The sequence below is a fragment of the Archangium lipolyticum genome (genome assembly GCF_024623785.1).
Lineage (GTDB): Bacteria > Myxococcota > Myxococcia > Myxococcales > Myxococcaceae > Archangium > Archangium lipolyticum.
In genome coordinates this window covers 130224-141946 of the sequence record NZ_JANKBZ010000029.1, presented here as the reverse complement: position 1 = coordinate 141946, position 11723 = coordinate 130224, and the positions used below count along the sequence as shown (strand labels likewise).

General features: G+C 66.7%; 13 protein-coding genes. 6 read left to right on the top strand and 7 right to left on the bottom strand.

Annotation, left to right across the window (positions count from 1 at the left end; all coding sequences use genetic code 11):
* A partial coding sequence (locus NR810_RS40410; RefSeq protein WP_257460456.1) for a hypothetical protein occupies positions 1-461 on the top strand: 461 nt, incomplete at its 5' end.
* Positions 462-496: 35 nt separating this feature from the next.
* On the opposite strand, the gene NR810_RS40405 is transcribed toward NR810_RS40410, so the two are convergent.
* From NR810_RS40405 to NR810_RS40390, 4 genes are all read right to left on the bottom strand, one after another.
* The gene (locus NR810_RS40405; RefSeq protein ID WP_257460455.1) at positions 497-1951 is read right to left on the bottom strand and encodes a serine hydrolase; all 1455 of its coding nucleotides are present in this window, start codon (positions 1949-1951) and stop codon (positions 497-499) included.
* An 89-nt stretch (positions 1952-2040) separates the two neighbouring features.
* Positions 2041-2694, bottom strand: coding sequence for a hypothetical protein (locus NR810_RS40400; RefSeq protein WP_257460453.1), 654 nt, complete (start codon positions 2692-2694; stop codon positions 2041-2043).
* Between the two features lie 207 nt (positions 2695-2901).
* On the bottom strand, positions 2902-3294 hold the full coding sequence (locus NR810_RS40395) for an SRPBCC family protein (protein WP_257460452.1): 393 nt from the start codon (positions 3292-3294) through the stop codon (positions 2902-2904).
* A 106-nt stretch (positions 3295-3400) separates the two neighbouring features.
* Positions 3401-4585, bottom strand: coding sequence for a hypothetical protein (locus NR810_RS40390; RefSeq protein ID WP_257460451.1), 1185 nt, complete (start codon positions 4583-4585; stop codon positions 3401-3403).
* Between the two features lie 153 nt (positions 4586-4738).
* Between NR810_RS40390 and NR810_RS40385 the strand changes: the two genes are divergently transcribed.
* Together NR810_RS40385 and NR810_RS40380 are read left to right on the top strand one after the other, a co-directional pair.
* Positions 4739-6442: a serine/threonine-protein kinase gene (locus NR810_RS40385; protein ID WP_257460450.1), complete on the top strand. Its 1704-nt coding sequence runs from the start codon at positions 4739-4741 to the stop codon at positions 6440-6442.
* A 51-nt stretch (positions 6443-6493) separates the two neighbouring features.
* Positions 6494-6991 carry a nuclear transport factor 2 family protein gene (locus tag NR810_RS40380; protein ID WP_257460449.1) on the top strand — a complete coding sequence of 166 codons (498 nt, stop codon included), beginning with the start codon at positions 6494-6496 and terminating at the stop codon, positions 6989-6991.
* Positions 6992-7033: 42 nt separating this feature from the next.
* On the opposite strand, the gene NR810_RS40375 is transcribed toward NR810_RS40380, so the two are convergent.
* On the bottom strand, positions 7034-7957 hold the full coding sequence (locus tag NR810_RS40375; protein ID WP_257460447.1) for a hypothetical protein: 924 nt from the start codon (positions 7955-7957) through the stop codon (positions 7034-7036).
* On the bottom strand, positions 7921-8463 hold the full coding sequence (locus NR810_RS40370) for a hypothetical protein (protein WP_257460446.1): 543 nt from the start codon (positions 8461-8463) through the stop codon (positions 7921-7923). Before NR810_RS40370 ends, NR810_RS40375 begins: the two co-directional genes overlap by 37 nt.
* A gap of 392 nt (positions 8464-8855) precedes the next feature.
* On the opposite strand from NR810_RS40370, the gene NR810_RS40365 reads away from it, so the two are divergent.
* Together NR810_RS40365 and NR810_RS40360 are read left to right on the top strand one after the other, a co-directional pair.
* Positions 8856-9503: a hypothetical protein gene (locus NR810_RS40365; protein WP_257460444.1), complete on the top strand. Its 648-nt coding sequence runs from the start codon at positions 8856-8858 to the stop codon at positions 9501-9503.
* A gap of 164 nt (positions 9504-9667) precedes the next feature.
* Positions 9668-9832 carry a hypothetical protein gene (locus tag NR810_RS40360; protein WP_257460443.1) on the top strand — a complete coding sequence of 55 codons (165 nt, stop codon included), beginning with the start codon at positions 9668-9670 and terminating at the stop codon, positions 9830-9832.
* 232 nt (positions 9833-10064) lie between these two features.
* Here NR810_RS40360 and NR810_RS40355 read toward each other — a convergent pair whose 3' ends face one another.
* A complete protein-coding gene (locus NR810_RS40355) occupies positions 10065-10343 on the bottom strand; it encodes a hypothetical protein (protein ID WP_257460442.1) in 279 nt (92 codons plus the stop codon).
* Positions 10344-10988: 645 nt separating this feature from the next.
* Between NR810_RS40355 and NR810_RS40350 the strand changes: the two genes are divergently transcribed.
* Positions 10989-11711 (top strand): glutamate--cysteine ligase family protein, encoded by a 723-nt coding sequence (locus NR810_RS40350; RefSeq protein WP_257460441.1) that lies wholly within the window; start codon positions 10989-10991, stop codon positions 11709-11711.
* Positions 11712-11723: the final 12 nt, after the last annotated feature.

Sequence of the window (11723 nt, the reverse complement as noted above, 5' to 3'; positions counted from 1 at the left end):
GTGGCGTCTCGCAATCACTGGCGCGAATCCAGCAACAGAGCGCGGCTCGGACGGTGGACCTCTCGCGCGAGCTGGAGATGTTCTTCTTCCACCTGTTGCTGGGAGCGGCGCGCTGCGCACGAGGAGATGTCCTCAGCGGCCATCGCTTCATCAAGACCTATGCGCTGGATGAGCTCCTGACGCTCCTGGTCCAGGGTCTCCAGGGTGTGGAGGGTGATACGGGGCTGCTGGACAACCTCGATCCCTTCCGCCGGGTCGAACGGGTCTTCCCGGAGTTGGGCGCGCGGCTCAACCGGCTCCTGCTGCTGGAGCCGATTTCCGCGGCGGCCGAGATGCTGGAGCTGGCCGAGGCCCACCTGCGCGGCAGGATGACTGCCTACCCGGAGCAGGCCGCGCGCATCGTCCGCGAGCGCCTGGCTTTGCTCGCGCAGCGAGGCTCGAGTGGGAACCCGGCCCGGTAGCCGCCTTCGCCACCCGTGCCGGGCCCCATGCTCCTTCAGGGTTTCTCGAGCCGCTTGATGGTCTCTTCCGCGGCCTTGTTGCCAGGTTTCAGCTCGAGGACCCGGCGGTAGTTCTGGAGCGCCAGCTCCTTGTTGCCGCTGGCCAGGTACGCTTCACCCAGGCTGTCGTAGGGGTTGGCCGCGGCCGGAAACATCTCCACGTTCAGCTTGAAGATCTCGATGGCGTCCGCCACGCGCCCGGCTCCGAGGAGCCGATACCCGACGACATTCAACTGCTCCTCGGAGAAGTCGTACTCCTTCGCCTTCGTGGCCTTCAAGGCCTTGTACCTGGCGATTGCCTCCACGACGGACGCCTTGCCGGCGACCTCCCACACGACGTCTCCAATCGGCGCCCGGGGTTGCTGGGGCGTGATGCCATGGAGGACGCTGAACAGGCCGGCCGCGAGCTCCTCGAGCTTGCGGCCGCTCGACGTGTTGTCGAGGAGCACGACGAGCTCCTTCCGGTCAGGTGCGCGGACGAGGATGGTGTTGAAACCGTTGATTCCGCCCGTGTGGCTGATCGTGGCGAGCTTCGTCTTGCCATCGTTCAGCTCGATCGGCTTCACGGTCCAGCCATAGGCGTACTGGTTCATCCCTGGCGTGAACATCTGCTGCTTCAGCGGCGCGGGCAGCAGTGTGTCGAGGTAGAGCGCCCGGTCCCAGAGATAGAGGTCCTCCACCGTCGAGTACAGGGAGCCGGCGGCATAGGGGAGCGCCATGTCGAGGTAGGGCGCATTGGCGTACCCGTCGGGCCCGGGCTCGTAACCGCTCGCGCGCTTCGGGAGCACCGTCGCGGAGACGTCATAGCCGGAGCTCTTCATCCCCAGCGGGTCGAAGATGCGCTCCCGCAGCACCTGGGCGTAGGGCTTCCCGGTGACCTTCTCGATGACGGCACCGAGCAGGAAGTACCCGGAGTTGTTGTAGGCCCACTTCGTGCCGGGCTCGAACTCGAGGTCGCCGCTGGCGAACTTCTTCACGAAATCCGCGACCGTGTAGGGGTCGCGTGAGTCGTTCTGGAAGAACCCGGGGGCGGAGGTGTAGCTCGGGATGCCAGAGGTGTGGTTGAGCAGGTGGGCGATCGTGATGCGGTCGCCCGTGTCCTTGCGGTAGTCCGGGAGGTGCGTCGTGAGCTTGTCCTCGAGCCGGAGCTTCCCCTCGGAGACGAGCTGCATGATGACCATCGAGGTGAACTGCTTGGTGATGGAGCCGATGCGGAACTTCGTGTCGGGGGTATTCGGCACCCGCCATTCGAGGTTCGCGAAGCCGTAGCCCTTCTTGTGCACGACGCCCTTCTCGTCGGCGACGAGCACGGCGCCGTTGAACTGGCGCAGCTGATGGTACTTCGTGACGAGCCGATCCAGCTCCTGTTGCCGGGTCGCCGCGTCGGCGGCGGGCACGATCAATACGAAGACGGCGAGCGCGCTCACGAAGCGCGCATGGATCCAGTTCATCGGGGCTCCCAGCTCATGGATGGCGGCTGGTGCCCCTCATGGCATGGGGGGGACGGAGGGCGCAAGGCGCCCCGTGTGCGCTCAACGCCTCACGGCTTGAAGAGATCCTGGAAGGCGTTGGAGACCTCCGAGTGGTAGATCATGTCGGGCCGCTGCTGCACCACCCGGCCGCTGCCTGGAATCGCGGTGGAGTTGATCTGCTGGAGGGATTGCCAGTTGAGGCCGTACTGGTGGTCGGCCTTGTTCACATCCACCTGGATGGGGCGGTGCCGGAATCTCTCGTCACGCGCGGCGCTCTCGGGGACGGCTTTGTTGCGGATGTTGTCGAAGGTGCTGTACGGGACCTGGAAGCTCTTCATCTCCGTCTGGCCATGACCCTGGTCGTGACGGACGGCGAGGAACTCCTCGGCGCGGGCGCGATCCCCGAAGTTGAGGAAGGCGCGATCCTGGTACGACATGGGCTTGTCGTACTGGCTCGGCTTGCTCATGTTCGTCGCGCTGTTGAAGGACTTGGTGATGTGGGGGTCGCCATGGTTGTTGAAGGACAGGCGCTGGTTGTCGGGTCCTTCCACCCGGTAGACGGTGACGGGCTTCCTCGCATCGAACTGGTCCTGCCCGTAGCGGGCGGCCGGTCCGTGTGACGAGGTCTCGGGGGCCCTGGTGGGGCGCGACGAAGGGGTCCTGTCCGAGCGGGGTGGCGGAGTGAAGTGGGGGGTGTTGAAACCGCCGCGGATCCTGGGCATGGGGGATTTCCTCGTGAAGAAGAGCGTATGCCTCGACCCAGAGCAGGAGGCATGCCAGCCGCCGTGCGGCACTCGAACGCCTCGGAAGAGGCCTGTTTCCCTCGGAAGGCATCACCCGCCGGGGCATCGAACCCTGGTGACGTCCATCATCGGGTGGTGACTGTTGTCACCACCACCCGGAGGGACTCGCTCATTGGGACTCCCGATTCATGGGAGGGGCTGGTCGAACAACCGCCGCAGGTTGCGATGCCTCCAGTGGAAGGCCAGCCGGAAGACAGCGAGGTGCAGTGCCCCCAACGGGCGCAGCCTCGGGGTGAACCGGACCGAGTCCGTGAGCCGGCACCCTGTCGCGGTAGGCGTGACGATCCGCTCGTGGACCCACTGCTTCTGCGAGAACAGCACCGAGCGCTCGAGGAAGCGGCGGCCGGGCTCGTACTCGGCGAACGTGAGGTCGTCGTAGTCGATGGGCAGCAGTCCGAAGAGCAGGATCCAACTCCGGAACAACCGCTGGCCGAGGGGAGGGGACGAGGGGAGACTGCCGTTCGAGCCGGGCCACGTCATGCGCACCAGCGGGAAGAACTCGCGATTGACGCCCTGCATCCGGGTCGCATGAGACCAGACTTCCTCGACTGGCGCTCGCAAGTCGGAGGCGAGGGAGAAACCGTACTCTTGAGACGGCGATGGCATGCTGTTGTTTACCCCGGCCCTACCGGTAGAAGTGGTCCGCGAGGAGGCGGGCGTTGAAGAGCATGGCGTCGTAGCTCGTGTAGACGCCGTGCCCGAAGCACGTCGCCAGGCAGTTCGGCAGGGCGCCGGTGCCCCGGTCGCCGTAGTCGACGAGGTAGCTGAACCCGTCCCGAGGCACGCGCGCGCCGTGGCGCACGTGCTGGAGCCAGGCCTTCACGTCGTAGCCCTCGCCGAGGATGGCATCGAGCCGCGCGGCCAGCTCCCGCTCCTTCGCGTTGCCCGGTGGAATGTCCGAACCGGCGATGCCCCACTGGTGCACGTAGTCGCCGTTCTCGGTGTGGAGGACGCCGGCGACGGTGCTCCCGCGCGGCTCCGTGCCCCGGTGATTGATGACATGGAGGACACGGCACTGCCGGCCCGTGGCCCAGCCATAGCGCGGCGGCATGCCGAAGGTGGCGATGTCGAGCCGTGCGCGCGCGACCGTGCGCGCCATGTCCTGGAGGCCCTCCGTGGGCTCGCCCGCGTCGCGCACGGCCTGCCAGAGCGCCTCCGCGGTCCGCGCCGGGTAGACGAGCTGTGTGAGCAGGGCGAGTACCTGGCCGCCGTGGCTGTGCCCGAGGAGCAGCGCCCGCTTGCGCCCGAGGTCCGAGGAGGCCAGGAGCCGCAGCAGGTCCACGGCCGCGCGCAGCCGGGCGACGTGGTTGTTCGCCGAGGACCAGACGAAGCGCGTGGTGGGGATGTCGCCACCCAGAGCCTTCTGGAAGAGCGAGACGTACTCGGGGGTGTAGTTGCCGAGATCGCGCAGGACGCGATCACTCGGGAGCTTGGAGAGACGTTGCAGGGACGGCATGAACCCCGGGCCCAGCGCCGAGAGGGGCCCCTGGAGCGCGGAGAGCAGCAGGGTGGGGTCGTGGCCGACGAAGGTGCCGTGCACGAAGACGACGTGGCGCACCTCGGCGCGGCGCAACTCGAGGCCCGCCTGCTGCATCGCCTCGCGCCAGGCGGGGGATTGGGCCTCGAGCACGGGCGTCTCGCGAGCGATCGGCGGCATCGCTTCGAGCGCCCGCACCGCGAATGTGCCCGGCTGAGGCGCGGCGTCGTACTGCTGGGGTTGGCAGTGGGCGGGCGTCGGACGGAGCCGCCACGCGATGACGAGCCCGGCGATGGTGGCGGCGAGGAGGAGGAGCGTGAGCGCGAGCCACATGTCACACACCAGGAGTGGAACGGTTCCGGTCAGGTGCAGTCTGCCGCGACAGTTTATCCGGAAGACGCCGGATGCGACCACTCGTGGTCGGACCGAGGCCTCCGAAGCCTGGGCTCGCCTTGACGCCCCGGCTGCAAGAGAATGATGTCCCCCATGCTCCACTCCTCGCGTCCAGGCAGCACGGCACCCGTTGGCTCCCAGTTGCTCGCCGAGCACCTCCGGGCGGATGCCGCCGCCCGCGAGGCCACCGTGGCCCGGTTCATCAGCAGGGCCGCCTGCGTCTTCACCGTCTCCACGCTCGGGCTGGCTCCCCTCATCGGGTGGCCTCGCTCCATCTCCGTCGCGATCCTGTGTGTGCTCTTCGCCCTCTACTACGGGGTGCTCCACCGCAAGCTGCGCCAGGGTTGGTTCCACCCCGCCATCCTCTGGTTCAACGTCGCGCTGGAGGCCTCCACCGGGGCGTACCTCTTCATCTGCGACGCCCTCTTCGCGGATGCCGAGCAGGCACTGGGCAACCCCATGGCCGTCCTCTGGAGCACGTTCATCCTGCTCGCGGCCTTGCGCTCCAAGCGCAACCTGGCGCTCTTCGCCGGCAGCCTCGTGGCCATCGAAACGGTGCTGCTCTACTTCCTCCTGGCCTGGCCCCGGCTCGTCGAGCCCATTCCCTTGATCTTCTCTCCGCCGTTCGTCGTGCTACGCGCCGTCTACTACTTCACCACCGGCTGGATGGCGGCGCTCGTGGCCGACCACCTCACGAGCAAGGCCGAGGAGGCACTGCACGCCATCCGCGCCAGGGATCTGCTGGGCAAGTACTTCCTCCACGAGCGGCTGGGGTTCGGGGGCATGGCGGAGGTGTTCCGTGCCACCTACAGTCCCGAGGGTGGTTTCGAGAAGGTGGTGGCCATCAAGCGCATCCTCCCGGCCTATGCCGAGGACGAGGACTTCGTGACGCTGTTCCGCCGCGAGGCGGAGCTGGGCTCGCTCCTCAACCACTCCAACATCGTCCAGGTGCTCGATGTGGGCCGGTTCCAGGACACCTACTTCATGGCCCTGGAGTACATCGAGGGCCTGTCCCTGCGTGAGCTGCTCAAGAGCCACGGGCCCCTTCCTCCCAGTGTGGTGGCCTACCTCGGGGCCGAGCTCGGCGAGGCACTCGACTACGTCCATCGGCGCACCTCCAGCGAGGGCGTCCCCCTCAACCTCGTCCACCGGGACGTCAATCCGCCCAACATCCTCCTGTCGCGCATCGGTGAAGTGAAGTTGGGGGACTTCGGGGTGGCCCGCGCGGCCATCCACGTCCGCCTCACCCAGGCGGACCGGGTTCGCGGCAAGCTGGGTTACCTGGCTCCGGAGCAGGCCCGGGGTGAGCCCTTCGACGGGCGCGCGGATCTCTTCGCGCTCGGTCTCACCTTGCACGAGGCCCTCACCGGGCGGCGTGTCTTCCAGGACGAGGCCGTCTCCGACACAGTGGGCAGCTTCCCTCCTCCCTTCCTGGTGCCGCCCTCGGTGCTCCGCCCGGACGTTCCCCCCGAGCTGGATGCCGCCATCATGGACCTGCTCCGGTGGAGGGCGGGGGAGCGCACGCCCCGGGGCCACCAGCTGAGAGAGCAGCTCTGTGCGCTCACCGGAGAGCTCGCGCCCTATCCTCGTGGGCAGCGGGAGCTGGCCCGCCTCGTCCAGGAGGCGATGACGCGGCGGGGAGCGCGGAGCACGGCGCGGAGCTCGGAGCAGGTGACCCGGCTGGAGCGTCCCTCCGCCCAGCCCCAGAGCGAGGAGCCCACGGCGGTCCTGCCCGTCAATGGCGTGAGCCAGAGCGAGCCGCCAACCTCGGTGGCGGGCAAGGTCCGGGAGGGCTGAGGGAGGACCCTCCCCCTGGCAGTGCATGGCATTTCAGAGAGGAGCACGGACATGAAGGAGAAGGACCTTCAGTACGTTCTGGATTGGATCGCCATTCAGGAGCTGGTGGCGGAGTATGGCCAGGCCATCGACTACGGCCGGGATACGGGAGACTGGAGCCGCTGGGCGAGCGTCTTCACGCCCCAGGTCACCGCGGACTACACCCGGTTCAGGGGAGGAGGGGAGCCCGCCCACCTCACGCGGGAGGAACTGGCCGAGTTCGGCAGGCGGTCCCTGGTGCCCTTCAGCAGGGTTCAGCACGCCACGGCCACGAGCGTGAGAATCCAGTTCAAGAGCAGCACGCTGGCCGAGGTGATGGCCTACGCGGAAGTCGCCCACTACTTCTCCCTGGGCGGTGTCCAGCAGGAGTGGACCATCATCGCCCGCTATACGCACGAGGTGGAGAAGACCTCCGAGGGATGGAGGATCCGCAAGGTGCTCCTGGACCCCATCCACTATCGCGGCAATCCGCTGGGCCTGGAGCTGGTCAACGGAAAGCGGCTCGCCTGAGCGCACACGATGCGCAGGAGCGGGAACGTGCCGTGTGGTGGCCTACCTCGACAGCCACGCCGCGAAGCGCTTGTCGAGGAGTGGCGCCGCTTTGCCGACAGCGTCCCAGGTGTCGTCATCGAGCTTCGGCTCGTCGTGACCGAACGGGCCCGCGCGCTTTCCGAACGTCTTGATGAGGTCGGCCGTAATCCAGAGGCCGTTCATGTTGTGGAACCAGCGCCACGCCAGCTGGTCGAGCCCCGGCGCATCGCGGAGGTGGTCGTCCCACAGGCCGCGCGGAAGCGCCTGCTTCACGAGCTCCGACCCCTTTGCCTCGCGCTTCGCGACCGCCGCGAGCAGCTCGCGGTGCGCCGGGAACCGCGAGGTGTCGAGCAGGCCTCGTGTCGCGGCATAGCCGACGAAGAGCCCGGTCGTGACATCGGGATACCGGCTGAGCGCACCCGCGCTCTTCACGGCGAGCGTGACGGTGAGGGACTCATCGAACGAGAGCTTGAGCTCCACGTGCGACGCGGTGTCGAGCGAAAAGGCCCAGTAGGAGACGGTGAGCTCATCCTCGGTCGCGAACGCGGCCTGACGACCGGTGGGCGGTCCGAGCACCTTCGTGACCTCCGCCTCCGAGGTCACCTTCCACGGCACTCCCAGGACATCCTCCCCGATCTTCGCCCTCACCCAAGCGTAGGAGACGTAGGGGATGAACGTCTTGGCGGTCTTCGGAATCGGCGGATAGGCATCGTTCAGGATGTCGTGCGAGAAGACGAGCTCGACACCGTGCTTCGGTGCCGAGACGTTCACCGAGTCGGTGTTCTCGCTGGTCGACGGCGGCACCTTCTTGCCGAGCACCTCGGTCACGTAGGCGATGACCTCGGGGGCGTCCGCGCGCCTTCCGAGGATTGACGCCAGTCGCTGCGTCTTCGGTCCGAGCTTCTGCATCACCGGGGTCGGCTCGGGCTTGCGTGCGGCGACCACCGGCGCTTGCGCCGCGGGGGGGGGGCGGCGTCACCGTCGAGCCATGCCGCGAAATCGAAGGTCTTCGCCCTTGGCGCCTTGACCTTCTTCGCTTTCAGCCACGAAGCCAGCGCCTCTCGCCCGGAGGCCCCCTCCTCGTCGTCGAGCTCGTGGATCTCCGTCTCGCCCTGGGACCAGAGCTTCAGGAACTCCTCCAGGCTGTTCGCGACGGTCCGCGCCTCTCCTTCCGAACCGAGCAGCGCCACCGCGGGCGGCGCCTTGACTCCAGTGTTCACGAGCACGAGCAGCGAGCCATCGGGGAGGCTCATGAACGCGAAGGCGTCACGGCGAAGCCGGTTCTCCTTCTCCGGATTCCACTCCTTCGGAATGGCCGTGGCCTCCAGCGCATCGAACCAGCCCAGCGTTCCATGCGGCTGTTTGCCAATCCATGCGCCAACGTCCGCGAGCAGCGGGGGAATCTCATGACCGTTGGGAGCAGCGGAGAGCTTGACCGTGTAGTTCGCCATTCGCGTCAGCTTCGACCATCTTCTCCGTGAAGGCGAGTTGCGATTCTCCCCGGCGAAGGCGTTGGCCGCTCGCCGCATCCAGTGCAGCATGTCGCGCAAGGGCAACTGCTCAGCGCAGCCGCTGCTGTGAGTACGCAGCCTGCTCAGCTGGCCCCGAGCGAGGGCCCCCCTAGAGCGCGTGGTGTTGAGGCTCAAGCCGCCCCAGCCAAGAGAGCCAGGCCGCTGCCGCGCACCTCATGGGAAGGAGGCCTGGGCCGACGTGTATCCCAAGGGGCTGCGCGGCTTGTCCACCAGCCTGGCGTACTGCTCGGGCGGCCCCGTCAGCGGCCCTCCTCGGCTCCTGCGCCCCAGCCCTCACCCTCAACATGGCCTCTATCCCGCCTATACGCTCCATGAAGAAGGGGGATCCAGAAGTCGTCAAGAAGAGGATCAAGACGACGGATGATCAGGGGGTGGATCAAGCCATCAAGAGGTCTCAAAAGGCCACGGTGTACATCGAGTGCCGCAACTTCGCCGAGGCCACGCAGGTCGTGTTCAACCAACTCAAGGCGATGCAGACGGCGCAGACCTCCCAGCTCGTGAACACCTATATGCTGCAGGTGTCGGGCAGTGGCCACCGGGTCCTGGCCGTCTGTACTGTCGAGCCGGATGGTCGTGTCATGGCGACGATGGCAGACCCAACCTGGCGCAACGCCAACAATGCGGATGACTACACCACCTCGCCGAGGGTGCGAGAGACCTTCGTGTCCGGCAAGAGCGTCGTGGTGAAGGACAAGACCAGCATCCGCTGGCTCCACTTCCGCCGCAACCTGCTGTTGGCGATCGGAGACAAGCCTTTCAACGTGTTCAAATCGAAGTTCGGTGGAGGGAGGATCTTCCCCAAGGACGTCACGTCCGCAGGAGGTTACGCGGTGCTGACCCTGCAACTGGACCAGCTTCCGGATTATGCTCTGGCGGAAGGGCTCGGGCTGCTGACGCCTCGGACGTACGTGGAACTGCAGGACTACCGCCGGACGCAGAAGAAGCCTCTGTTCTTCTGAGAGTCGACGCGCGCTTCGCCCCAGTACCATGGTGGGCAGATTGAGGGGCGCGGGATCAGGAAACCATCGCTGCGGCCCTCGTCCCGTTCAAGAGCCGGTTCGACAACGAAGGCGGATACTGGGAGAGGGCCGAAAACGGCGACATCTCCGAGGAAGACGTCGAGGTGGCGGGCGGCGTGGCGGAGTTGAACAAGGCGTTGGATGCACTGCCCGCCATCGCGTTGAACCATGCGCTCGAATTACTGGAGTCCGACGTCAAGGATGAGCTGAGGAAGTACCGCCGGGACATGAAGCTCAAGCCTTTCCCGGCACTCAAGCCTAAGAAATAGCGGTACGCCCCACCCGCGCTCCTCCACCTGCTCCTCCCCAGCCACAACTCGCCAGGGCACACGCTACCGTCAGCCTCCCACGGGCTTCTCGTGAGCCCTGGGAGACCAGGGAAGTCTAGCCGCTCGCGTCCGTGAGCGGCTTGACCTAGTACTACCTAGTCAATTTGGGCGTTCTCCGAGGGGGATGCCCCCGGAGAACCGTTGGAGTCCCGAGGGAAGTGACCGAGTAGTACTAATTGGCGCAAGTGTGACACTCGGCACAGTTTCCGGTATTGATATTGCAGCCGGTGCAGCACCAACCGCCGGCACCCTCCTGCTCAATGCCAGTCAGCGTCTGTGCATGAATGACCAGCTCCCCATCGGTCAGCGTCGCAGTGGAGTCAGTGTTCTTCGTGACAGTGGCATTGGTGAGTTGGATCGCTTCCTCATTCTGGGAGTCGACAGTACCACCACACCCGACCACAAAAGCTGCCGCGAGGGTTACGATTCCAATGAGGTTGCGAAGTGCCATTTGAGTTACCCTTCCTTGACTGGGGTGGTTGGTGTTTCAGTCTGAACCTGTGCACCACTTCTGTGAGGCCAACCCCAAGGCGATGATTTGCCGTCATTCTCTGAACAGCAAGTGCCTTCTGTGTTGTTCTCATGACGTATCCAGTGTCGCCTACCTAGGATCCTGTCGGAGTTCCCTCGAGCAGGTGAGGAGGAGGCGAGCGCGAGGCTTGAGGTAGCGGCCAGGAAGGAGCGGATGAAAGAGAGGACGCCGAGAGTGAATTGGGCGGAGTTGCTCAGGAGGACGTTGGACTGCGACGTGTTCGTCTGAGTGAGGAGTGGAGGAAGGAGGCGGGTGCTGGCGTACGTGAAGGGAGGGGGTGGATTGTGGAGCACCTGGGCCTGGCCCCGGCAGGTGCGAGGCTGGCCCCGGCGCGAGGGCCCCCCCAGAGCGCGTGGTGTTGAGGCTCGAGCCACCCCAGCCAAGAGAGCCAGGCCCCTGCCGCGCACCTTATGGGAAGGCGGCCTGGGCCGACGTGTATCCCAAGGGGCTGCGCGGCTTGTCCACCAGCCTGGCGTACTGCTCGGGCGGCCCCGTCAGCGGCCCTCCTCGGCTCCTGCGCTCCAGCCCTCTCCCTCTACATGGCCTCTCTCCCGCCTATACGCCATGGCCTCTCTCCCGCCTATACGCCACGGCTGGGTGCGACAGGGCGCCCACGAGCTCTTCGCCCAGGGGGTGGCACTCCATGCCCCCATCCTCCCGGTCCTGGGACACGAGGCCCCGCTCGAGGTGGTGGCGCGCGGCGGGGTGCCGAGCCTGAGCGAGCTGAGGATGCACCAGGGCACCATCTACCCCTGGAACCGCGCGGTGTACGATCCCTCGGACGGTGGCCATGTGCGGGTGGAGATGCGTGCGCTGCCCTCGGGGCCCAGCGTGCCGGACATGCTGTCCAATGGCGCCTTCTTGCTGGGGCTGACCCTGTCGCTGATGGAGGAGGTGGAGGCGCTCGTGTCGAGGATGCCCTTCCGTTGCACACGCACGAACTTCTACCGCGCGGCGCGCGAGGGGTTGGACGCGCCCCTGTACTGGCCGGGTCGTCCTGGCCAGGCCCTCGCGGTCCAGCCCGTCCGGGAACTCCTTCCCCGCCTGTTGGAGCGGGCGCGGCAGGGGCTCGTGTCAGCAGGGGTGGAGCCGGAGGATGTGGAGCCGCTCGTCGAACTGCTCGAGGGCCGGCTGCGCACGGGCCGCACCGGAGCGCGCTGGCAGCTCGACGCCCTCGCGCGGCTCGAGGCGGACCGGCCCCGGCACGAGGCGCTCACCGCGATGTTCGAGCGCTACCTGGCCTACTCCGAGGAAGGCATGCCGGTGCATTCCTGGCCGGATGTGTAATGAATCCTCCCG

Coding starts and splice junctions, on each gene's coding strand:
- NR810_RS40405 (WP_257460455.1), bottom strand. CDS start 1,951: ATGAACTGGATCCATGCGCGCTTCGTGAGCGCGCTCGCCGTCTTCGTA.
- NR810_RS40400 (WP_257460453.1), bottom strand. CDS start 2,694: ATGCCCAGGATCCGCGGCGGTTTCAACACCCCCCACTTCACTCCGCCA.
- NR810_RS40395 (WP_257460452.1), bottom strand. CDS start 3,294: ATGCAGGGCGTCAATCGCGAGTTCTTCCCGCTGGTGCGCATGACGTGG.
- NR810_RS40390 (WP_257460451.1), bottom strand. CDS start 4,585: ATGTGGCTCGCGCTCACGCTCCTCCTCCTCGCCGCCACCATCGCCGGG.
- NR810_RS40385 (WP_257460450.1), top strand. CDS start 4,739: ATGCTCCACTCCTCGCGTCCAGGCAGCACGGCACCCGTTGGCTCCCAG.
- NR810_RS40380 (WP_257460449.1), top strand. CDS start 6,494: ATGAAGGAGAAGGACCTTCAGTACGTTCTGGATTGGATCGCCATTCAG.
- NR810_RS40370 (WP_257460446.1), bottom strand. CDS start 8,463: ATGGCGAACTACACGGTCAAGCTCTCCGCTGCTCCCAACGGTCATGAG.
- NR810_RS40365 (WP_257460444.1), top strand. CDS start 8,856: ATGAAGAAGGGGGATCCAGAAGTCGTCAAGAAGAGGATCAAGACGACG.
- NR810_RS40355 (WP_257460442.1), bottom strand. CDS start 10,343: ATGGCACTTCGCAACCTCATTGGAATCGTAACCCTCGCGGCAGCTTTT.
- NR810_RS40350 (WP_257460441.1), top strand. CDS start 10,989: ATGGCCTCTCTCCCGCCTATACGCCACGGCTGGGTGCGACAGGGCGCC.